At 49.7% G+C, this 22390-nt stretch carries 22 protein-coding genes and 1 pseudogene; 11 read left to right on the top strand and 12 right to left on the bottom strand.

Features of this window, described 5'->3' with window-relative positions; all coding sequences use genetic code 11:
• Positions 1 to 89: 89 nt before the first annotated feature.
• Together pepF and NST96_RS05970 are read right to left on the bottom strand one after the other, a co-directional pair.
• On the bottom strand, positions 90 to 1904 hold the full coding sequence (gene pepF, locus NST96_RS05975; protein ID WP_003391181.1) for an oligoendopeptidase F: 1815 nt from the start codon (positions 1902 to 1904) through the stop codon (positions 90 to 92).
• Between the two features lie 45 nt (positions 1905 to 1949).
• Complete coding sequence (locus NST96_RS05970) at positions 1950 to 2357, bottom strand: SRPBCC domain-containing protein (protein WP_024985433.1); 408 nt, start codon at positions 2355 to 2357, stop codon at positions 1950 to 1952.
• A gap of 296 nt (positions 2358 to 2653) precedes the next feature.
• Here NST96_RS05970 and NST96_RS05965 point away from each other — a divergent pair, with 296 nt between their 5' ends.
• Positions 2654 to 3253 (top strand): undecaprenyl-diphosphatase, encoded by a 600-nt coding sequence (locus tag NST96_RS05965; protein WP_227278349.1) that lies wholly within the window; start codon positions 2654 to 2656, stop codon positions 3251 to 3253.
• A 169-nt stretch (positions 3254 to 3422) separates the two neighbouring features.
• Here the strand turns inward: NST96_RS05965 and NST96_RS05960 are convergent, their stop codons facing one another.
• The 5 genes and pseudogenes from NST96_RS05960 to tnpA all read right to left on the bottom strand — a co-directional run bounded on the left by NST96_RS05960 (position 3423) and on the right by tnpA (position 6942).
• On the bottom strand, positions 3423 to 3908 hold the full coding sequence (locus NST96_RS05960; protein ID WP_338462338.1) for a methylated-DNA--[protein]-cysteine S-methyltransferase: 486 nt from the start codon (positions 3906 to 3908) through the stop codon (positions 3423 to 3425).
• Positions 3892 to 4809, bottom strand: coding sequence for a DNA-3-methyladenine glycosylase (locus NST96_RS05955; RefSeq protein WP_342405758.1), 918 nt, complete (start codon positions 4807 to 4809; stop codon positions 3892 to 3894). Before NST96_RS05955 ends, NST96_RS05960 begins: the two co-directional genes overlap by 17 nt.
• Before the next feature lie 52 nt (positions 4810 to 4861).
• A pseudogene (locus tag NST96_RS05950) lies at positions 4862 to 5382 on the bottom strand (helix-turn-helix domain-containing protein).
• A gap of 55 nt (positions 5383 to 5437) precedes the next feature.
• Positions 5438 to 6529, bottom strand: a complete 1092-nt coding sequence (gene tnpB / locus NST96_RS05945) for an IS200/IS605 family element RNA-guided endonuclease TnpB (RefSeq protein WP_122957805.1) — start codon at positions 6527 to 6529, stop codon at positions 5438 to 5440.
• Positions 6530 to 6531: 2 nt separating this feature from the next.
• Positions 6532 to 6942: an IS200/IS605 family transposase gene (tnpA, locus tag NST96_RS05940; protein WP_152562205.1), complete on the bottom strand. Its 411-nt coding sequence runs from the start codon at positions 6940 to 6942 to the stop codon at positions 6532 to 6534.
• Between the two features lie 552 nt (positions 6943 to 7494).
• Here tnpA and NST96_RS05935 point away from each other — a divergent pair.
• The 7 genes from NST96_RS05935 (at position 7495) to NST96_RS05905 (ending at position 13025) form a co-directional block, all read left to right on the top strand.
• Positions 7495 to 8130, top strand: coding sequence for a TetR family transcriptional regulator (locus tag NST96_RS05935; protein WP_342405756.1), 636 nt, complete (start codon positions 7495 to 7497; stop codon positions 8128 to 8130).
• Between the two features lie 24 nt (positions 8131 to 8154).
• Positions 8155 to 8712, top strand: coding sequence for a GNAT family protein (locus tag NST96_RS05930; RefSeq protein WP_003391160.1), 558 nt, complete (start codon positions 8155 to 8157; stop codon positions 8710 to 8712).
• A gap of 464 nt (positions 8713 to 9176) precedes the next feature.
• A complete protein-coding gene (locus NST96_RS05925; RefSeq protein WP_342405754.1) occupies positions 9177 to 9725 on the top strand; it encodes a GNAT family protein in 549 nt (182 codons plus the stop codon).
• A gap of 334 nt (positions 9726 to 10059) precedes the next feature.
• Positions 10060 to 10956, top strand: coding sequence for a hypothetical protein (locus NST96_RS05920; RefSeq protein WP_003391154.1), 897 nt, complete (start codon positions 10060 to 10062; stop codon positions 10954 to 10956).
• Between the two features lie 88 nt (positions 10957 to 11044).
• Positions 11045 to 11791, top strand: a complete 747-nt coding sequence (locus NST96_RS05915; protein WP_003391152.1) for an NERD domain-containing protein — start codon at positions 11045 to 11047, stop codon at positions 11789 to 11791.
• Positions 11792 to 11838: 47 nt separating this feature from the next.
• Positions 11839 to 12510: a restriction endonuclease gene (locus NST96_RS05910; RefSeq protein WP_003391150.1), complete on the top strand. Its 672-nt coding sequence runs from the start codon at positions 11839 to 11841 to the stop codon at positions 12508 to 12510.
• Positions 12511 to 12620: 110 nt separating this feature from the next.
• Positions 12621 to 13025 carry an acetylxylan esterase gene (locus NST96_RS05905; protein ID WP_122957809.1) on the top strand — a complete coding sequence of 135 codons (405 nt, stop codon included), beginning with the start codon at positions 12621 to 12623 and terminating at the stop codon, positions 13023 to 13025.
• Between the two features lie 173 nt (positions 13026 to 13198).
• Here NST96_RS05905 and NST96_RS05900 read toward each other — a convergent pair whose 3' ends face one another.
• From NST96_RS05900 to NST96_RS05885, 4 genes are all read right to left on the bottom strand, one after another.
• Positions 13199 to 13927 (bottom strand): hypothetical protein, encoded by a 729-nt coding sequence (locus NST96_RS05900; RefSeq protein ID WP_003391146.1) that lies wholly within the window; start codon positions 13925 to 13927, stop codon positions 13199 to 13201.
• 2 nt (positions 13928 to 13929) lie between these two features.
• Positions 13930 to 14889: a sugar phosphate isomerase/epimerase gene (locus NST96_RS05895; RefSeq protein WP_243015134.1), complete on the bottom strand. Its 960-nt coding sequence runs from the start codon at positions 14887 to 14889 to the stop codon at positions 13930 to 13932.
• 238 nt (positions 14890 to 15127) lie between these two features.
• A complete protein-coding gene (locus NST96_RS05890; protein WP_003391143.1) occupies positions 15128 to 15970 on the bottom strand; it encodes a 1,4-dihydroxy-6-naphthoate synthase in 843 nt (280 codons plus the stop codon).
• The gene (locus NST96_RS05885) at positions 15970 to 16674 is read right to left on the bottom strand and encodes a futalosine hydrolase (protein ID WP_251237662.1); all 705 of its coding nucleotides are present in this window, start codon (positions 16672 to 16674) and stop codon (positions 15970 to 15972) included. Before NST96_RS05885 ends, NST96_RS05890 begins: the two co-directional genes overlap by 1 nt.
• Before the next feature lie 598 nt (positions 16675 to 17272).
• Between NST96_RS05885 and NST96_RS05880 the strand changes: the two genes are divergently transcribed.
• A complete protein-coding gene (locus NST96_RS05880) occupies positions 17273 to 18436 on the top strand; it encodes a bis-aminopropyl spermidine synthase family protein (RefSeq protein ID WP_338462352.1) in 1164 nt (387 codons plus the stop codon).
• A 243-nt stretch (positions 18437 to 18679) separates the two neighbouring features.
• Here the strand turns inward: NST96_RS05880 and NST96_RS05875 are convergent, their stop codons facing one another.
• Positions 18680 to 19402: a class I SAM-dependent methyltransferase gene (locus NST96_RS05875; RefSeq protein WP_003391137.1), complete on the bottom strand. Its 723-nt coding sequence runs from the start codon at positions 19400 to 19402 to the stop codon at positions 18680 to 18682.
• A 228-nt stretch (positions 19403 to 19630) separates the two neighbouring features.
• Here NST96_RS05875 and NST96_RS05870 point away from each other — a divergent pair, with 228 nt between their 5' ends.
• On the top strand, positions 19631 to 20818 hold the full coding sequence (locus NST96_RS05870; protein WP_342405745.1) for a glycosyltransferase family 61 protein: 1188 nt from the start codon (positions 19631 to 19633) through the stop codon (positions 20816 to 20818).
• 104 nt (positions 20819 to 20922) lie between these two features.
• A complete protein-coding gene (locus tag NST96_RS05865; RefSeq protein WP_170208411.1) occupies positions 20923 to 22359 on the top strand; it encodes a glycosyltransferase family 4 protein in 1437 nt (478 codons plus the stop codon).
• The last annotated feature ends 31 nt before the right edge of the window (positions 22360 to 22390 follow it).

Below are 22390 nucleotides of genomic sequence, written 5' to 3'. Positions count from 1 at the left end.
TATCTGTTCGAACGTTCGACGAAACCCCCCCGACTTTCCTGCCTTAAAAAACAGGGGGACGAGCCCCCTGCGTCCATGCCTGTTAGCCACTATTCAAAGGAACGTTCCAGCTCGTCGATAAGCGATCCGATGTAAGCGACAGCTTTACGGATCGGCTCCGGGTTCGACATGTCCACACCGGCATGCCGCAACAGTTCCAGCGGCTTCATCGTTCCGCCTGCACGCAGGACGTCCAGCCATCTTTCCACGGCCGGCTGGCCTTCTTCCCGGATCATCTGGGCGACAGTCGTAGACGCTGTCAATCCGGCAGAGTACGTGTACGGATAAAGGCCCTTGTAGTAATGCGGCTGGCGCATCCAGGTCAAGCGGGCGCCTTCGTCCAAGTCGACAGCATCCCCCCAGAAATCGGAGAGAACCGATCCTTTTATTTCGGAAAGCGAAGCCGCCGTAAGTGCTCCACCCTTTTCTGCCAGGCGGTAGACGCGACGCTGATACTCCCCTTCGAGGGCGTGGGTAACAAAGTTGTGGTAGTACGTCGCGAGCAGTTGGAGCACAATCCAGCGGCGCATTTGGCTTTCATTCGTACCTGCCAGCATATGCTGTCCCAAGAGAAGCTCATTCAGTGTAGACGGCGCTTCGATAAAATAGAGCGACGGCCGGGTATTCATGATTCTTTGGCTCTTGTTCGCCAAGAAGAAATGACCCGCATGCCCCAGCTCATGCGCCAGCGTGAACGTATTGCGCATCGTGTTTTGCCAGGTTATGAGGATGTATGGATGGGCTCCGTACGGGCTCGAACAGAAGGCCCCCGTCGATTTGCCGATGTTATCAGAGCGGTCCACCCATCGCTCCGTCAATCCCCGTTCCATGATCTGAAGGTACTCCGGCCCCATTACCTGCAAAGCATCCAGGATCATTTTGCTCGCTTCCTCGTAGGAGACCGAGGGATGATAATGCGGGTCCAGCGGCGCTTTCAAGTCGCAGAAGCGCACGGTCTCGAGGCCGAGCACTCTTTTCTTGAGTCGGGCGTATCGGCGCATATGTGGAGCAAGCTCGCTGACAATGATATCGAGCTGATTGTTGTACATCTCCAGCGAAACCTTTTGCGGCTCCAGCAGCATTTCCGTGACCGATTCGTACCCTCTGAGACGGGAGAGGGCCACTTGTTTTTTCACTTCCGTCGCGTAGACGGCGGCAAATGTATTTTTGTACTGCTGCAGCGTATGGACAAAGGAGTCGTACGCTTTTTTGCGCAGCTCGGCGTCGGGCGAGAATTCATAACGGGTTTCAAACAAGGCAAACGAAACGGGCAATTCATTCCCTTTCTCGTCTTCTACCGGGGAAAACTGCATATCCGTCAGTTTGCTCATGCTGAAGATGTGATACGGCGCTTCCAGAACTTCTCCGAGTGCAGCGAGGGCTTCTTCCGTTTCCGGGGAAAGCCTGTGCCTTTTCTGCTCCAGAAGCTCATGCAGGCTTCGGCGGAAAGGCTCAAGCCCTGCTTCTTGCTGGATGTAGGCTTCCACTGTTCCATCCGGCAGCCGAAGGATTTCGGAATCGATAAAAGACAAGGCGGCGCTTACCATTGTCCGAACTGCGGAAAGCTTGGACGAGTTCGCCTGATTGACAGGGTCTGTTCCATCCGCTGATTGCCGCAGGCTGGCAAAAGTCCAGGCCTTGATCAGCTTCATCGAAATCTGTTCCTGGGCTTGCAAGCATGCGAGCAAGACACTCGCCCCTTCTTTCAGCTTCCCTTTGTACGCTGCCATTTCCGCTGCGGCTTTTTCGATTTCTGCCAGCTCAGCCTCCCAGGCTTCGTCAGACGCGAATAAATCCCGGAGATCCCAAGTCAATTCGACAGGCACTTCGGAGCGGGTCGGACGCGTTTCTACCGTTTTTTCCATGTGAAATGTCTCCTTCCGTCAATTTAAACTGCCCATGCAAAAGCGTTAGATATTTTCCCTGATCCTGTCCAAAACAGCCTCCCAATGTTCTTTCATCGCTTCTCTGACCTTCTCGTCTGCAAGGTGCTCCTGATGAAAGCTGATTGTCGTCTTGTTTGCCTCCTTCGCTATTAGGCGAACCTGAACAGTAGAAGGCCGCTGCCACCCTTCTTTCTGCCAAGTAAGGCGGAGCTGCTGGAGCGGTTTGACAATCCGGAATTCACCTGTCCCTTCGTCAGAATAATATTTCTGCCCCGGCTGCAGCATGACACTGATGCCCGCTCCCAGCCAAGATTCCAGCCCTTCTGCCGAGGTGAGAAGCTCCCACGCTTTCTCCTGCGAGACGGGTAGCGTTCTCCTTACGCCAATTTGGAACCCCACCGATTTTGTCTTCCCGACGATTTTCTGGTTCATTTCGCCTTCTCCCGTCTTTTTTCGAATTTTCCCCCAATCATCTCCTCTTTCATTTCCATACAAGGCGTATCCTATCCTGTTTTCTTCCTGCATTTCGCACGATCATTTTCGATTGAACCTATGTTTGGGAGAAAAAGTGGGGTGGCTTACAAAAATGTAAGATTAACGCGGTGTTTTGTAAGAAAGTTCGATTTCACAAGCAAAGCTCCATCTGTAAATTATTAGGTAGGAAAACTGCTGAGCACGCGTTTTCCTAAAAGTTGCGTATTAAGCATGAGTTTAGGAGGAATCTAGTCATGTCCTTTGCGGAATTACATATCGAAGTGTTTCGATGGATCAATGATTTGGGGAAGCATTACGCCGCGCTGGATCCGATCGCCGTCTTTTTTGCGGAATATATGATGTACGTTTTGGCAGCGGGAATGCTCGTGTATTGGTTCACGAGATCGAATCAAAACCGCATGATGGTTATTCAGGCGGTCGCAGCCTTTGTTTTGGCTGAAATCCTCGGAAAGTTGGCAGGGCAGTTTTACTTCCATAACCAGCCGTTTGCTGTATTGTCGGACGTCCATACGCTGATTGAACACGACATCGACAATTCCTTTCCGAGCGACCATACGATCTTGTTTTTCTCCGTTTGCATATCCTTCCTGCTCGTTCGCAAAAAGGAAGGATGGCTCTGGCTTGCAGTCGCTATCTGCGTGTCCCTCTCCCGGATTATGGTAGGCGTCCACTATCCGATTGACGTCGCAACAGGTGCGCTTTTCGGCTGGCTGGCCGCTCTGGTCAGCTATTGGGCTGTACCGAAGCTCTCTTTTATCAAGCAATTGCTTTCGTTTTATGAAAAAGTGGAAGGCCGCATTCTGCCCGCAAAAAAGAAGTCGACGAACTTTTAGAAGCAGATGGGCATTTATGATTGGGCTCCAAAAGCGGGTTGCGTTATTGCAGTGCATCACATAGCATCGCAGCAGCTACTGGCTGCGATGCGCCATAGCCCGGGAGTGATTGAGGAAGGAATGCGGATCGGGGAAAAAACGGTTACGGGCCCTAATTGAATCGTATGTGTCACTGGTCGGTTCTAAACGTTTTTTCATGCTGAATCAGCCATTCCTTTCTCCATATTCCCCCCGCATATCCGGTCAGCTTTCTGTCCGAGCCAATCACGCGATGGCAGGGCACAACGATGCTGATCGTATTTTTGCTATTGGCATGTCCCACTGCCCGGATCGCCTTCTCATTCCCGATGTCGGCTGCAATGTCTTTATACGCAACCGTTTGGGCATAGGGAATTCTGGTCAAAGCCTCCCACACTGTTTTTTGGAAGCCAGTCCCGTCTAGCGTATAGGGAAACGTAAACTCCCGGCGTTCGCCTTGAAAATACTCCTCCATCTGCCGATAGCAGTCCTTCAATACCTGGGGAGTATCATCGCTGGCTGCATACCGCGGCTCGCCTCCCTCACGAAACATGATGGAAAGCACACTGTCATCCGAACTGATCAGCTCCAGCACACCAATCGGCGAATCGTAATCCAGTTTATACAGCTTGCTCATACAGAGACCTCCACAGATAAAAGGTAGCGTATGCTTGCCACCCTTCCCAATTTGCTCCCAAGTCCATGATTTCATCGACGGTAGGCTTGCGCTGCAACCCGAGCCGGGACTTCAATGCGTTTTGCAGTCCGACGTCCGCTACGGGAAAGGCTGCCGGATCAGCAAAGCATTTCATCATGACATAGTCCGCCGTCCACAACCCCACTCCGCGAATGCCCAGCAGCGTTTTCTGCACATGCTGGCGATCATTCATGTGCCGCAAGCTTTCTTTTGTTACTTGTCCCGTCGCCATCGCTTTCGCGACCTCAATGATGTATTCCGCCTTCCTGGTCGTAAATTGCAGGCTTCGCAGCTCATTGATGTCAATAGCTGCGATCTTGTCAAAGGCAGGATACAACCAAAAGACTGTCCCCTCGTAAACAAGCTTTTCTCCAAACTGCTCAACAAATCGCTTTTTCAACGTGTAGGCAAACGGCAGATTGATCTGCTGACCGATAATCGCCCACGAGAGCGCTTCAAATAAATCGGGGATGCGAATGATCCGCAATCCGTAATAGTTTTGGACAAGCTGATGCAATACCTTGTCCTGACGGGCCATTTCATAAAAGCCGCTCAAATTTTGCTCCAAATCAAACCATTCCCATACGTACGCCGCCACTTTTTCACGCACCTGCTCGGACGGGGTTCCCAAGGGAAAATCAACGCGAATCGTCTGACCCGCACACCCGATTTTCAAGAGAACAAGCTCTTGATCGACTTTCACCAGCTTGTACAAATACCCGTCTTTGATCTGATGCAGGACCTCCAGCTCTGATCTGCCCAAAAAAACGAGGCATTCGCCGAAATGGAACTCCCTGGGCGGAAAGAGTTCAATGGAAGATCCATGACAGGTCCAATTCATAATCGTTCCCCCTCGCGAAGACGTTGACTATGCAAAGACATAAAAGTACGTGCTAACTCCCGAGCCTGCGATATTCGCTCGGAGAACACTGTTTGACATGGCGAAATGCCTTGTAGAAGTTGGACGGACTTTGAAAACCGACTTCGTAGCAAACTTCGAGGTTCGTAAGCCTCGTGTTGGCAAGGAGGTGTGCCGCTTTATCTACTCTGATTTTCTCCAAGTAGCTGCGGGGAGTTTCCGCCGTGACCTGTTTAAACAGTCTTTCCAAATAGTGCGGACTGACGCCGACGTGCCTGGCTATATCCTGCAAAATAAGCTTTTGCTTATAATGCTCCACTAAAAACGCCTTCACCGCGGTTACCAACTCGATCTGCGGAGAAGCTCGACATCGGGCTGGCATCTTTTGCACGAGCGAAAGCCTGCCTTTTCTACAGCATCGATGCTTTGGTAGAAGACGACGTTTTCTTTTTTCGGCTTTTTCGACCGACAGGACGGACGGCAATATATTTTCGTCGTTTTGACTGCGGTTTGACACTCCCCATGCCTAAAGGCAGGGGATTCTTGGGTAGTCACTCCTAACGGAGTGAAATTCACCAAGCTATCCCTGTGTGTCCCACAGTTCAGTTAGCTATGCCAACAGTCGAAGTCCTTCTTGCTCAATATTGATGGCTGCGTTTTCGTCACGATCATGCTTCGTACCACATTTCGGGCAAGTCCATTCTCGCAAGTTCAGGTTTTTCACGTCTTTGTTGCGGTATCCGCAATTTGGAGTGGAGCAAAGTTGGCTGGAAGGGTATTGCTTCCCGACGATGGAGATCGTTCTACCATACCATTCCGCCTTATACTCCAGCATCGTGCGAAACATAGACCATGAAGCATCCGCAATGGATTTTGCCAGCTTGTGGTTTTTGACCATATTTTCCACTTGCAAGTCTTCCAAACAGATCACTTGGTTTTCGTTAATCAGCTTGGTTGTCAGCTTATGTAGGAAGTCATTGCGGGTATTTGCAATCTTCTCATGCAAACGAGCTACTTTGATGCGTGCTTTATTACGGTTTTTACCGCCTTTTTGTCTACGTGATTGAATTCGTTGCCACTTCGCCAGTTGTTTTTCATACTTACGATAGTACTTGGGATTTGCTACCTTCTCACCAGTAGACAGAATGGCAAAATCCTTGATACCAAGATCAACTCCTACAGTCTGTTCTATTTGCGGATGTGGTTGAATATCAGTCTCGCACAATACCGACACAAAATATTTTCCCGAAGGATTTCGTCTGATCGTAGCCGATCGGATACGTCCCTCGACTTCTCTTGATTTTGCAAACTCAACCCATCCAAGTTTAGGGAGTTTGATGCGATTTCCTTCCACTTTGATATTCATTTTGCATGTGTAGGATTGTTTCGGGTTCTTCTTGCTTTTGAATTTGGGATAGCCTTTTTTCTCTTTGAAAAACTTTTTGTAAGAAGAATCCAAATCTTTCAATGTGGATTGCAGGGCAGTCGAATCCACTTCCTTTAGCCATTCGATCTCTTTTTTTAGTTGTGTTAGCATGGCAGGGCATTCGTGGTAGTTGAGCGTTTTCTTTTCCTGTTCGTAAACATTTTTCCGTTTTGCAAGGAAGTGATTGAATACAAAGCGAGTACAGCCGATTGTTTTATTGATGAGCATCACTTGTTCTTTGTTTGGATATAGACGAAATTTGTACGCTCTGTGCATATTCAATCACTCCTTTCCTTTTGAGACTCAATGTATTTCTTGATCACATCCAGTTGAACAGTTCCAACGGTGGCAACAAAGTAGGAGTTTGTCCATAGCGAAGGGAGCCTGCTTTTGAGATGTTTAAATTCCATTCGCAACACTCTGGATGTATAGCCCTTCAAATGTTTTACGACTCGGTGAATTCCGAATTTTGGGTCACACTTGATGAGTAAATGAACGTGGTCAGGCATGATCTCCATTTCAACAATTTCGGTACGTAGCTCCATCGCCTTTTCAAGAAACAGCTCTTTTAATCGAATGTCTACAGGCTCTATCAAAACCTTTTTACGATACTTTGGACAAAAGACAACGTGATATTTACAGTCAAATATGATATTGTGGTTGCTTTCCACTGATCTACTCAAAACCATCACCTATGATTAATGATACCACATCTCGTTAGATATGTGGTACACATCTAACAACGATGCAAAAAAGAACTATTTGTTGTTTGCTCTTAGCATCCCCTAACGAGGATATAGAGCAAAGTTCCTTATATCCCCATAGCTAAAGCAAGGGGTTTTACGGCACGAATGATAAAATAACCCGTCATATGAGCGATCACAGGCCAAAATAATTTCCCACTTCTCGTCAAATGTGAGATTCACATGATTCGTCATCGTTCAGCTCCTGCCTTTTTGGGAAGTTTCATGCGACGTGGCACCCCGGCCTCAGCTCTTATGCAATGCCTCTCAAGGATGCAGCAGATAGAACAACTTTACCAAGGAAGATCATCACATTCATCCTTTTTCTTGCTCTTATGATCGAGCTTGCCCTGGGCTTCCTGTTGCAGAAAGAGCTTGCGCTTGAAAAACGACATTAGTGTCGTTTATAATCACAAAAACGACATGAGTGTATACTTTATCTACCCTGCGTTTTCTCCCTTTTTACAAACATGATCCCCTGCGAAAGGAGGAGTGCTTATGGCTCCAAGAGTAAGCGAGGACTATAAAAATCGAAAAAGACTGGAACTGCTCCGTGCCGCCAAGCAAGTCTTCATGAAAAAGGGCTACACCCGGACAACGATGCAAGACATCATGGATGAAGCCGGAGTTTCGCGAGGGGCCTTGTACGCCTACTTCGACAACATCGAGCATGTCTACCGCGAGCTGCTGCGGCACGAGGATGAACAAGAACTGCACTTCTTCGATCCAGACGATACGTCCACAGCCTGGCAGCAGCTGACCAGCTGGATACAAAAGCAGAAAAAAGAGATCGAAGCCATCGAACGCTCACTGCTGCTGGCCAATTCGGAGTTTTTTTTATCCATCCACAGCCAACCGGAAAATGAAAGCCGCCGCTATTTGACGGACCGCTACCAGCGTATGGCCGAAGCGATCGTCGATTTTGTCCAAAAGGGGACAGCCCGGATGGAGCTTCAGCCCCGCCTGCCTGCCGAATCGATTGCTCTGTATTTGATCTCGTTCATCGATGGCTTGATGCTGGACACTTTTCAGTTGGGCCAGGAAAAGACGCGGGTGAGCGCTCAAATCGATGTGCTTTTGTTTTCGCTGAAGGAAATGCTTTGCCCGGTCGAAGAAACAGCAAGCCCTTCATAAAACAGAGGAAAGGAAGAAAGCCTGATGCTATTTGAATCCGCAAGAGTTCGCCTGCGAAAAATGACCCCCGATGATGCAGCCGTCTATCATACATGGAGAAACGACCTTGCTGTCATGCAATCAACCAGTCCGACTCTCGATCTGTTTACATTCGAGGAGACAGCCTCGTTTGTAAACCAGGTGATCTTGGGGTCGCCTTCCGGAAAGAGCTATATCATCGTCGACAAGGAATCGGGAAAACCGGTCGGGATTACGTCGCTGATCAACCTGGATTACAAAAACCGCAACGCGGAATGCATCATCGATATTGGAGAAAAGGAATGTTGGGGCAAAGGCTATGGAAGGGAAGCCTTGCAGCTCCTCCTCGACTACGCCTTTTTGGAATTGAATTTGCACCGGGTATCCTTGCGTGTTTTTTCCTTTAACGAAAAAGCGATCAGACTGTACGAAAGGCTTGGTTTCAAGGACGAGGGCCGCTCACGTCAGAGTCTCTATCGAGATGGTCGCTGGCATGACATTTGCCATATGGGGATTCTTCAGGAGGAATATGTGACGAGCAAGCGATCCGTCCCGGGCAGTTGAAGGCTCCCTCTTTGTGCGTTCGGTTCGTAAGCTCGACTGTCAAGCTACAGTCATTTTCTGCTTGACAAGACACTCTCTGCTGCTGCAGCCTCATTTTATTGAGCAAGACGTTACTGACTACGGCCGCCCTTTTATGAAAGCAGCATCATTTGCGCCGAGAAGCTTTACCTGTTATCATACAATTTAGAAAACGCGAAAGGAGAGTGCCGCTGATGAAAAAAAGATCGCTTCTGTCGTTGTCCAAAGGCATCGGGTACTCGACTGCCGTTTTCTTTTCTGCAGCTAACCAAGGGAGAGGTCTGTCCAAAATTGGATATCCATGCGACTCGTCATCCTTTGATTAGCATTTTCTCAAAAGAAAACGCCACGGGTCGCTTCCCTGTGGTTTTCATCGTTTTGCTGTCCGGCATCACAGGGAGTACCTGTGGTGTTTTTTATTTCTTTGAAAAAGGGAGGCCGACCAAATGAAACGAAAAGGCAATCTGATTTTTGTACGACCGTTTGAAGCCGAAGATGCAGAAGCTCTGCTCGATCTGGAACTGCGGAATCGGGACTTTTTTCAAACCTACACAGCTCTGCGCGAACCGGAGTTTTACACGTTGGCAGGACAGCTGGACCGGATAAACAAAAACAATGATAGGATGGCTCTCGATCAGTATTACTCCTTTGGCATTTTTTTGCTAAAATCAGGAGAATTGATCGGAAGCGTATTTCTGTCAGAGGTCGTACGCGGCCCTTTGCAAAGCTGCTGGATCGGCTATTATCTCGACCAGCAGCACAATGGGAAAGGGTATACGACAGAGGCCGTCCGTCTCGTAGTATCGTATGCTTTCGACGAGCTGAAGCTGCACCGGATTGAGGCCGGCGTCATGCCGCACAACCTCAGATCGATGAAGGTATTGGAAAAGGCAGGATTCCACAAGGAGGGCATCGCCAAGGAAAACGTGAAGATAAACGGCAAATGGGAGGATCATCAGATCCTTGCGATTGTGAATAAGGATGACAGCAACTGAAGAAGCGCATAGCCGCTAATAGAAAGACAAGAGACATTACCGTGATTGCCTTCCAAAGCAACCCATACAAATAGCAGGACGTGAACCCTTGGTCGATACTAATGACCACCGGGCCGCGTCCCTTTTCTTTTTATACCATCAGTCCTAAGTAAGTAGAACCAATGAAAGGTACTAGGTTACGAAATTTTATGGTTAAAAAAACCACTTCTTTACAGTTATTTTGCCAAATAATGAAGGTTTTAGTATTATTTTGACGAACCATGTAATTTGAACTAGTTTTTTTATGAACAATAATTCCCTCTGCACTACAGGGATGTATTTCAGGAGGAAGGAAATGGGTAATACGAAGTACATTTCAACAACCGCTCTTTCAAAATTAATAAACATTCCCACCAGTGAGCTTTTTTCTCTATTAATGAAAATGGGCTGGATTGAAAGAAAAAATGATACTTGGTGTTTGACGGAAAAAGGAAAAATGAAAGATGGACAATTGAGATCGGACTCTATACGAGGAACCTGGATTGTATGGCCGGAAAACATTCATGAAGACAAGGATTTTCTAGAGTCATTTCATAAACCGGAGACAAAATTTATAAACGCCACTGCATTGAGTCAAATTTTTAACATCTCCAAGTTTCGTATTAATCCGATTCTGTCGGAACTAGGATGGGTAGAAAGAGACAGGAAAGGATGGATATTAACGAATTTAGGCAAAAGCATTGGCGGAAAGCAGTTGGAGTACGAAAAAACCGGAATCCCCTATGTAACCTGGCCGGAGAGCATCCTAAAAAACAAGCGTCTTGTTGAAACCTTTCAGCAATTGATTGGTGAACCTATGGAAGAAAAAGACGAGGTGCAGGAACAAAACGATGTAAGTTTTCGGGAAAAATTTGAAGCGAAGCATCGAACCGCTGATGGCCATTTTGTGCGTTCGAAAGCGGAGATGATCATCGATAATTGGTTGTATATGTCGGAAATCGTCCATGCCTACGAACGAAAATTGCCGATCGAAGAGGATGTGTATTGTGATTTCTACCTCCCCATAGGAAAGGTTTATATCGAATATTGGGGGATGGAAAATGACCCAAAATACCTCGACAGAAAAAAAGCAAAGTTGGACATCTATCAAAAATATGGGTTTCATCTTATCGAACTGACGGATGCAGATATTCAAAATCTAGATGACGTTTTTCCAAAAAAATTACTGAAATTTGGTATACAAGCTTATTAATTTCCCGGGATAACAAACGTTGCTCCCATTGAAGCCTTGATTTTTTAGCAGCTTTCCATTGACGCAATGAAAGTTTGGAGGCACAAACATGGCGTTTACTTATACGCTTCTGATAATTCTGCTGATCATCGCCTTTATTTTGAAGCATCCGTCGGTAAAAGGATTTGTCGGAGAAAAAACTGTGCAACTTCTCCTAAAAAAACTCGATCCAAATGAATATTATCTCGTTAATGATCTACTCATTCCTGGTACAAAAGGAAAAACAACACAAATCGACCACGTTGTCATTTCAGCTTACGGTATTTTTGTGATTGAAACAAAAAACTATAAAGGTTGGATCACCGGTACGGAGAATTCCCAATATTGGACACAAACCATTTATAAAAAGAAAGCACGACTATTCAATCCAATTTGGCAAAACAAAGGACATGTGGAAGCACTTAAAGCTCTCTTATCGGAGTTTGAAAACATCCGTTACATCCCCATCGTAGTATTTAGCGGCAGAGCTACTCTGAAAGTGAGTGTTTCTTCAACAGTCATTTATACTAGTCAACTCGTTAAAAATATCCTTTCGTACAAAGATCCCGTCCTTTCGAAAGCAGATCGAGAAGCCATTGTTCGGAAGCTCGCCGTATATAATTTGCAGGATAAGGATGCGAGAACAAAACACGCCAAAACATTGCAAAAAGAAAATGAAATCCGTAATCAACGTATAAAAAATAATCTGTGTCCCTCTTGTGGCGGAGAATTAGTTGAACGGAATGGAAAATACGGAAAATTTATTGGATGTTCAAACTATCCAAGTTGCAAATTCACCCTCAAAAATCGTGCCTGACGACAGATGATTAACTTGTTCAGTAGCACCGGAAAGGCTGACATCTTATGGCGAAATGGTCAAAAAAAGAATTAACGAATATTGAAAACCTGATACGGGGGATACTCGTTATTTCCTCGGCATCAATTTGCTTTGCCTATAATCTTGGCTACCTATTTTTCTTCGGTTCTATTGGCGTTAGTCTCGTCTTGTCTGTAATCATTGGAAGTTGGTTAGCTAGGGTAAACAATCAAGGAAAAGCAAAGCAAAAAAAGAATGGGGCAAAGAAAGAACTAACCAAGAGAAATCACAAAACTGAAAAACAATCTCGTAAGCCACTTACGGATCAAGAGTTGTTAACCGCAGATATTGATTCCCTTTCCGGACCGGACTTTGAAAGATTAATGGAAGCTTATTACCGAGACAAGGGGTATCAAGTAGAAAGGGTTGGAGGTTCAGGGGATAACGAGGTTGATTTGATTCTCCAAGATAAGAAAGGCTACAAGATCGCCGTACAGTGCAAACGCTGGAAAAAGAACGTAGGAAATGACATAGTGCTGCGATTAAAGGCTGGCAAGCAGGTGTACGGTTGCTATGACGCTTGGATTGTCACAACAAGCCATTTTACCAAGACAGCAATAGAAATCGCAGGTCCCCTAAATATTACATTAATTAATGGGGCTCAAGTCCATGATATGATTCGACGTTGGAGAAAGGAAAAAGCAAAAAATATGAGCTGACGTTCGTCACCCTTTCCTTATTGTGGAAAGGGCTTTTTTTTCACTTATACTAAGAACGTACATTCCCACCAAGCTGCTCTACTCATCGCAGATCACAGGAGGAACTTTTCATGCAGCCATATGATTTGCCATTGGACCAATTGCAGACATACCGTCCGGCGCTTACGCGAAAAGACGATTTTGCAGACTTTTGGGAAGCCACCAAAGCGCTTCTGGATCAGGAACCGCTCACCTATGAACTTGCGCCGCTGACACATCCCGCAGACGGTGTTCGCTTGTATCAGCTCAGCTACCGTGGATTTGGAGGTGCAAGGATTCAGGGGTATTTCGCCGTTCCGGACAAGCCGGGCGCACATCCGGGGCTGATTCTCTATCACGGCTATGACTGGTGCTTCGACGGCGGCATCCATGACGTGGTCAATTGGGCGTTGCACGGCTATGCTGCGTTCGGCATGCTCGTCAGGGGGCAGCACAGCAGCGAAGACAACAGCTGGCATTTTTGCGTGATCATTTGAAAAAGTAACGTTTGTCTGCACGGGCCATTTTCACAATCCAGCCAAGCGGCAGGAGGTATTGGCTTTCCATGCAAAACGAGCAGATCGAGAATCCCAGCGTGTTCGCGGCTGTCCCGCAATAGAAGAGGCGAAAACCTGCTAATGAATACTCCAGGTTTCCGCCTCTTTATCCTTTATCCTTCCTCGTCCGCAACCAATTCCTTGGCAAGCGCCACCATCTGCTTCTGCACATTTTCGTCAAACTGATTCCCGTTCACCAAATAACCGATTTGATACATGACCCCGTTGTGGTAGAAATCGATTTCATTTGCCATGGTTTTCACCATTTGGACAGAGCGCTTCTGCTCATCCCAGTCATAGTAGGAGTACACGTAGCCGCCTCCTGTTTGCAGGATGTGATGGTACAGGCGTATATTGTCGTCGCCAATGGTCTCCACTTCAATCCTGTTTCCCATATCATCCGTCCCTGACTTGCGCCCGACGAACCCCACAAAAGGATCGGAAGCTGTTTCCGTCATGCGGACGATAACGAACTCGTTGCCATATCTGCCGTATTCGTCCTTGTCTTTTAAATAGGAGAACTGCACCTGATGCAAATGTCCGCTTTCTTGTCCACTTTGAAAGCTGACGAGATAAGCGTTTTGTTTTCCCACCGGAAAAGGAAGCTTGCCCGGGTCGATGAGCTTTGCATTTTGCTTCAGCTTTTCAGGCAGATACGGAAACACCTGATTGAATTCAACCGGCCGGTAGTACATTGCCTCCGTGTCGCCTCCGTATACATGGTAATGCTCGCTTTGCGCCAGATTGCCCTTTCCCGCTTTGGGCAGCGAGCTGTCCGATTCACACCCGGTAAGGCCAACTGCTAGATACATGCACAGGAATAGCCAAAAAATTTTCTTCACGTCTACTGCTCCCTTTCCTCCCGCTCTTGCAGCGTTTCCACTACCGCTCCCTTGCCCGCGGATTTGTCGATGATGCCTGCGACCCATGCATAGCAGCTTTCCAACTGTTCATCAGCGATCAGGTCAGAGCGGTGCTCGAACATGATTCGCACGCTGTCGTTCTCTGCGGCGATGATGTTCAAATACTCTTCGATGGGAGCCCATCCGTCCGCAGGATTCTGATCAGGGAGCACGGGGTAATGATAGTGCTGTAAATCCCCTTCTTCATTCACCCGAAGCGTCCATAGATGGATCGTCGCTGCATATTTGGCGTACTTTTTGATGACCTCTTTGGCCCGGAAATGCGGATCCAGCTTTTCCTGAAAAAAGAGCCGTCCCGTATCCAGGCATAGCTTGATGGCCGGATAGCGCACGAGCAAGCTTTCCAAAAAATCGGCCTCGTACACATACCGATTGAGCGCGTCGAACTCAAGCACCGGAACGAAGCCGTACTGTACGCTTTTCTCCGTGAGCCACTGAAACAGCTCCTCGCTTTTCGCCGCTGTCTCTTCAAAGCTGCAGGCACTTTCATACATGTATTCCGCCGAATCGTAAAAGCGCCATTTTTCCCAATCTACCCTGTCGTCCAAGATAACCGGTTTGGGGTAATGAAACAGCACATATTCTGGCTGGACCGAAGCGGATAAATACGCCAGCTCGTTCTCGATATAGGCGTACGCGTTGGCTCGAATTTCATCATCAGAAGACAGGAAAAGCGCGTCTCTCAGCGGGGAGAAGCCGGAGCGAAACGGAAAGTGCACCCCGATCCGAAAGCCCCTGCGCTTTGACTCCCCGACCAGTTTGGCGATATCCTCCGGTGCGGAAAACAGACACGCTTCGATTCCGTAAAAGCCGTCCCGGAAATCACGCTTGTATTTTTTCTCGTCAAAACCTGCGTATTGGCCAATCAAAAAACGGTTCATCACGGTCACCTCATCGCGAGAGATAAGCAGCCTTCCCCTTCATCCCTCTTCTGTGCACACGTATGGATCGAACGGCTTGCCTATCACTTTGGGTGTTGATCACACTACCGTTATTCATCCCTCTCCCGTATTCGACAAGTTCCGACCTTTCCCTTTTTTTCCATAAAAGAAAGCCCCTGCACTTGTTCGTTTGAACAAATGACAGAGGCTTCAGCCTTCCTTGTTGCATCAATCGCTTTTATACTCGCAGCGCCGCCAGATCGAACTTCGGTACGAGTCCTTCCTCGGCAGCGCGGCCCAACAGCGCCGTCACCGCGGCATAGCCGTCTTCTCCCAAATTTGCCGTGAAGCTGTTCACATACAGATTGATGTGAGCTTTGGCTACCTCAGGGTCCATTTCTTGTGCGTGGCTCATCACGTAGTCTTGAGATGCCTCGGGATGCGCCCAGGCGTACTCGACAGACGCCCGCGTCCACTCCGCCAGCTTGTCCAGGTCGAGCGAACGGCGGGCAATGATCGCACCGAGCGGAATCGGCAGGCCGGTGTCCGACTCCCACCAGCTTCCCATATCAGCGAGCATTGTCAGCCCATACGTCTGATACGTAAAGCGGGCCTCGTGAATCACCAGTCCCGCATCGATCAATCCATCGCGGACGGCGGGCATGATTTCGTGAAACGGCATGACCACGATTTCGCCCACGCCTCCGGGTACATTCTGGGCTGCCCACAAGCGGAACAGCAGATACGCCGTGGAGCGTTCGCTAGGGACAGCCACGCGTTTGCCCGACAGCACGGACGGATCGTTCGTTCCAGCGAGACTGCCTTTCGTCAAAACAAGCGGGCCACAGCCCCGGCCAAGCGCCCCGCCGCATGGCAGAAGAGCATAGTCATCGAGCAGCCACGGAAGAGCCGCATAGGAAACCTTCAGCACTTCCGGCCCCTGTCCGCTTGCCGCAAGTCCGTTGGTAATGTCAATGTCTGCATACATCACATCCAGCTTTGGAGCGCCGGGAACCAGTCCGTGCACCCAGGCGTGAAAAACAAATGTGTCATTAGGGCAAGGAGAAAACGCAATCTTCATCATAGTACCTCCCGAATTACTTTGCATGCGGCTTCGAGCGCCTCAAAGGCCTCTTTCATACGCCATGCCGCCTTGTTTCGCGGACCGACCGCATTGGAGATTGAACGGATTTCCAGGACAGGCAGGCCGCTGTCCTTTGCAGCTATTGCGACGCCGTATCCCTCCATCGCTTCGGCGGCTGCTTCCGGGACTCTGGCCTTCAGCTCAGAGGCGGTAGCCGCTGTGCCCGTTACCGTCGACAACGTCAAGATCGGACCGTGACAGACGGGAAGTCCCGCTGCCCGCAAGGCCTCGGTCAGGCGGGATGCGAGCTTATCTTCGACCTGCACGCGGGCGGAGCCGAAGCCGAGCTCGTCCACGCTGCAAAAGCCATCCGGCGTCTCGGCTCCGAGATCGGCCGCGATAATCTCGGCAGCCACGACCAGAGAGCCTACCTCCGCCTGGCCGACAAATCCGCCGGCGATTCCTGCGCAGATGACCAGGCTGTAACCGGACTCTGCTGTTGCCAGTCTTCTGGCCGTCCTGGCAGCAGCCGCTACGGAACCGACGCCCCCTACCAGGACGTCAAACCGGCTGTCGCCGCCCAGTCCGCGCAAGACCGCTTCTTTTTCAGGCTGAACAGAGACAACCATGAGAATTCTCCCCGCTCCTGCCTCTCGATCGGGTGATGCCCAAGAGTTTTCCGTGTTCTTATCAACATTCATCTGTGTAGCTCCTTCGGGTTGATCCACAGGATCGATAATCGTTCGATATAAAACTCCCATCCTTTACGTTATCTTTATCTCCCTCTTGTGTAAAGGGATCGAGTGCATGGAAATAAGGCCTATTCCTGCCACTGTCTTCTGATGCGAATCCGGGCTTCCGCCGATATGGAAAAAATGGAAGCAGCCTTGCAATTCCATCCGCTTCCAGCTATACTATGAATAACTTTACTGAAATTAAGGGGATGTCTTGATGTCCGCGTTGGTTCTTAACTAATCAAATTTGATAGGGTGTTTTCCTGCTTTCCTTGCAAAAAACCCACATTTTTCGTGGTCTATTTGTGCTGGGAACATGAGGGGATACCCAATTAGTTAAGAACCGGCCATCCCATTCAATATCTTTGTTGACTGCAGACGACCGTGCTCTTATGCGCGGTTTTGTTTGTTTACACGCATGTCCCGGAGGAGCGTTTATTTGTCGTACCCTGCTCCCTGGAATCCGTGTATCGTCAACACATGCCCAAACAGGCAGAAGATGGACGCTGTGTTCATTTTCTGCCTGTTTGTTTTTTGAAAAATAACGATGAAAAGAGTGATCCGATTGAAAAATTATATAGAACTCGCAAGCAAACGCATAACCCTGCAGGAAGGTGTACAGGCGATCGAACAGCTCCTGCTGGAGTCTTTTGTCAATCCCGGCATCTCTACGAAAGAATTGGCTCGCAAGCTCCTGCTGCCTGTTCCCGTGACGGCTGCAATCAAAAAGGAGCTGATCAAATTGGGCGCGCTTCGCCAGGATCGCGGAGTTTGCTGCACCGAAGAAGGGGCAGAATACGTTCGGCAAAAGTGGGGCTTCGACGGTTTGGACATGGATTTGTACCGCAAGCTGCTGGAGGACTGCGATTGGAAGGCCGAGCTCGCCGACATCCTGTCTCGTCTCTACGAATGGTTCCCTGCTCGTCCGCAGGTAAATGTAGAGATTGACCAGTCCAAATGCACGCCGGAGACCAGCTTGAGGCGGGCGATTCTTTGCCTGAAACATCATGCGCTCATCGGCAGCAGGATTCTGTGCGTCGGCGATGATGATCTGGTGAGCGTATCTCTCGGACTGCTGCTCAAGCGTTTGTTCCCGGAAGCGGTCCAGCACAAGGCATGGATCACCGTCGTCGACATCGATGATCGGTTCCTTGCGTTCATCGCGGACATCGCTTGGCGCGAAGGCCTGCCGATCAGCGGTCACCGTGCAGACCTCCGCAAGCCTCTGTCCCAGAAGCAGCTCGGCACATTTGGCTGTTTTTTCACCGACCCGCCCTATACGCTGCCAGGCATGAGCCTTTTCGTTTCACGGGGAATCAGTTTGCTCAAGCAAAAGACAGGACTGCCTATCTTCCTGTCCTTCGCCCATAAATCGCCTGGCTTTATGCTCGATATGCAGCGCGAGTTTATCCGGATGGGGCTGATGGTCAGCGAGATCATTCCGCATTTCAATGAATACGAGGGGGCGGAGATGATCGGGAACAGAGGCCAGATGATCGTACTGAAAACGACTGAGCAGACAACTCCCAAAATAAAAGGAGGCTTCGACGATGCGCTGTATACCGGCGAGGTGAAAAGGACGATGCGGACATACCGCTGCAGGGAATGCAATGGAAGCGTGCAGGTCGGCTTTCAGCAGCGCTTTTCTACGATTGAAATGCTAAAAATGCGCGGCTGCCCGCGCTGCCAGCATCATACGTTTGATCTCGTAAACAAGAAAAGCGTTTGACGGATTGCCTGACGAAAGATAAGAAAAGATAGCTCCACCTCTTCCAAGCATGTCTTTGCCGAAGGGGAAAGCTATCTTTTCTCGTTTTTTAGCCCGACTGCGCGGCGTTTTACGCTTACGCTCGCACAGCCGGGCGTTTTCTTTCTAGATGATCAGCTTTCTTTCTGTTCATCAGCGTTCCTTCTGCTTCTGTTCAGATGCCGCCGGGATTTCTCCCTTCTCGATGACGACAGCATGCCGGTTTCACTTTCTCCCGGAAAGCAGCAAGAACAAAGGGATTCTCATCCGCCGCTCATACGTCTCCTGATGAAGAAAGTTTTCCCTGAGCGGCCGGGATTCCCTTAGCTGTTCTACAGTAAAGCCGGCCTTCTGCAGCCCGAGGAAGTAGTCTTCGATCGTACGATGGTACTTGGAAACTGTTCCACCCATCCAGTGCTGCTGCCTCGGTCCGTTGACAAAATACTGATCGACCAGCCAATTCGTCCGTTGCCCTGCTGTCTGCAGCGTAGACGTAATGACGGGGTGTTCGACAGAAAAAAGAAGTCTCCCGCCCGGCTTCAAGGCTTGATGGATACGGCAATAAAGCGAATCGAGATCTTCGATGTAGTGAAGCACCAATCTGGAGAGCACAAGATCAAAGCGGCCTGCAGGAAATGGCCAATCCTCGATGGTGGAATGGACCACCTTTGCGGGATAGCCATGCAAATTTCCTGCTGCCGCTTCGACCATGTTGTGTGATCCTTCCACCCCCAGATAGTCCGCACATCCCGCTTCCAGCAGTTCGATGCCGAACCGGGCGTCGCCACAGCCAAGATCCAAAACCGACAAGCCGCTCACGTCACCCATCATTTCCCGTATCAGCGGTTTTTCCAAAGTATCGTTGGCATTCTCCTGTCCTTCGCGCCGCGCCATATAGTTTTGAAAAATGCAATCGTCGTCAAAAAAATCAGATCCTCGAAAGCCCACGGCAAGCCCCTCCCTTGTCCGCTCCGGTTTTTACCAACCGTGCATATGCCGGGTTGATTCCCAGTCTCTTCTACTTCCACAGCAGACGCCATCTCCCCTTTTCAAGCACCGCGAGACAGCGGCCGCTGGTCAGGAGATGTTTTTTCGACAGGCTCCATGACTGCGTATGCAGACGCGAATGATTGTACATACACTATCAAGAGTTTTTTTGAAAGGAGGGCCGGTTTCATGAGCCAAATCACCGATGGCCATCCCGCTCCAGACGGTTTCTACCGAACGATGGGGGAATGGGTAGCCTACCATCTGGCGAGAGGCCGATCCATGGACGGGCTGTTTCAGGAATATTACGCCGACCATGAGAGCGACTTCGCGCTGCCCATTGGCCTGGATGAGCCTGCTCCCTGGGAATTTAGAGAAAAACCGTTTACCAGCCACCCCAGCCCCTTTGTAGGGATCATCCCGGACGGACGGCTCTGGGGGACAAAAGGGGCGGTGGTTACGCCGGAAAACAAGCTGGTGTGGGATGTGTCGGTCGAGCATTCGTCAGAGCCTCCGGAGCAGCATTCTGTTTTTCGCCAATCCTCTCTGCCTGCCCCGCAGCATTATGATGAGACCTGGGCAGTACTTACCTACACCGCCAGCGACAGCTATTTTCACTGGATGCTGGACGTGCTGCCCCGGCTTGATTTGATCCGGAAAAGCGGCCTGTCGATCGACAGGTACGTCTTTAACTATATGTCCATCCCGATCCTTCCCTTTCAGGATGAGACGCTGAACATGCTCGGCATTCCAGCCGGAAAAAGGTTCCAACCGCAAGCGGACAGCCATTGTCAGGTAAAGCAAGCAGTCATCCCGTCGCTGATCGGCTATACGTCCCATTATCCCAAATGGGCTGTCGATTTCTTGCGCAAGGAACTGCTGCCCTCTTCCATTGGACAGACAGCGCCGAGCAAGGAAGCGAGCGAGTCTTTCCGTCCAGGTCCATCGGGGGCCCTGAACCACAAGCGTATTTACGTCAGTCGGGCAGATGCATTTCACCGGCGCGTATCCAATGAACAGCAGATTGTCAGCCCGCTTGGGTCTCACGGTTTTGTCACCATTACTCCGAGCGAATACAGCGTGTCCGAACAAATACGTCTGTTTGCCTCCGCCGATGTCATCATTTCCCCTCACGGAGCCAATCTGACCAATATCGTCTTTTGCAAACCGGGGACACTCGTGATCGAGCTGTTTTCACCCGGATATGTGAATCCGATCTACTGGGCATTGAGCAATCACGCACAGCTACGCTATGCCTACCTGATCGGCAGCGGCAGACGATCTCCAGAATCGGTGCACGAGCTGCGGGGGAAGGAAGACTTGACGATCCCGCCGGATTCGCTGCAAAAGCTTTTGAGTTTGCTGGGCGTTGTATGACAGAACAATAAAGCGGGTCTGTAACAAATATGCAAGGAAATTTGAATAAACCGAAAAAGCAGCAAATTTCCGCTGAAGAGTCAAAAAGAAAGCAGGTGATACGTGTGAAAATCCTGTTTGCCACCTATGGCCAAATTCCGCAAGCTGGCAAGCTCCCATCGCCTTTTTCCTTGCTGCAAAAAGAGCTGGAGCAGCGCGGGCATCAAGTCGATGTCCTGGGCCACCATCCTGACATGCAGCGCGTCTATTTGATCTCCCAGACAAGATCGGGTCCATGGACGCTGAATTTGCAAGGCCAATCCGTCCCAAAAGCGCCAATCAAAGAGCGGGTGTACGATGAAGTATTTCGTTACTATCAAAAATATCTGCCCCATGTCCATCCATGGATTCGCTGGAGAGAAATCGAACGGTACACCTTTGAGCTGATCCTGTCCCTCTTTGATCTGGGGAAGTACGATCTGATCCATACCCATGACGCGCTGGCGACAAGGGCTGTTTGGCGGGTAAAGCCTTCTCATGTCCCGCTATTGTATCAGTGCGGCGGACTGCTTCGGCACGATCCGGCGGTGGCGGCGGAAGTCACATCCCCGGACAGTCTGAAAGCGCGGTATGTCGCCTGCGAGGAGTACATGGCTGCCACTTCCTGCGATCAGGCCATCGTTCCCAGCGCATGGCTGAAAAAAGTATGGCAGGAGGAGTTTTTTATACCGGACGGGCATTCAGCCGTGATCCATCGAGGAATGGAATTTACCCCTTTTCTTCAATGGCTCCAATATGAACCGTATCCTCCCGTCGAAAAAAAGAAAGGTGTGCAGATCATTGCCTGCCCGCCCGGACTGGATTTTCAAAGCGGATCTGCTACGCTGCTGGACGCTCTGGCAAGGCTCAAGCAGCAGCGGGACGATTTTTTGTGCTGGATGGTTGGAGACGGTCCGTGGAGAGGGGAGCTTGAAGCGTATTGCAGGGAAAAAGACCTGACTCGGCATGTGCTGCTTCTCGGCGAACGGACAGACTGGCCATCTCTCTTGGCGAAAACGGATATTGTCGTGTGGCCCGCACCTGCTGTCGACTTCCCTCTTCCGCTTATGGAGGCACAGGTCGCTGGAACAGCGATCGTAGCTTGTGACAGCAGCGTGATCCAGGAAATGGTTCGACACGGCGAAACGGGCTTGCTGTTTGAAGCCGGCAACAGTCTGGAGCTTTCAGAGAGGCTTCTGCAGCTTTTGGACACCCCGGAGCTGGCAAGTCATCTGCGAAACAGCTCCAAGACTTACGGGATGAACGAATGGTCGTCTGCCAAGTGGGCCGAGCAGGTCGAGCAGCTCTACCTCCAGATGAAGAGGAAACACCGGGTCGCTGCGCCTGCGGGGGAGAAGAAAAAAAGCCGGGATTCAGTTGCGCAGCTCTTCGCCTTCCGCCTCCGCCACCGCTTGGATGAGGGCGGATGGAATGAGTTTGCACACCGTCTCCCGGCTTCCTATCTCGTTCCTGATTTTGACTTTTTGCGCGTCTTGACCGAAACCAATCAGTTTGACGAGTGACTGGCGCCTTTGTCGGAAGCGCCTTGCCTTC

Origin of the sequence: Brevibacillus sp. FSL K6-2834, assembly GCF_038592925.1 — a bacterium.
Lineage (GTDB): Bacteria > Bacillota > Bacilli > Brevibacillales > Brevibacillaceae > Brevibacillus > Brevibacillus borstelensis.
This window is presented reverse-complemented; position numbering and strand designations above follow the sequence as displayed.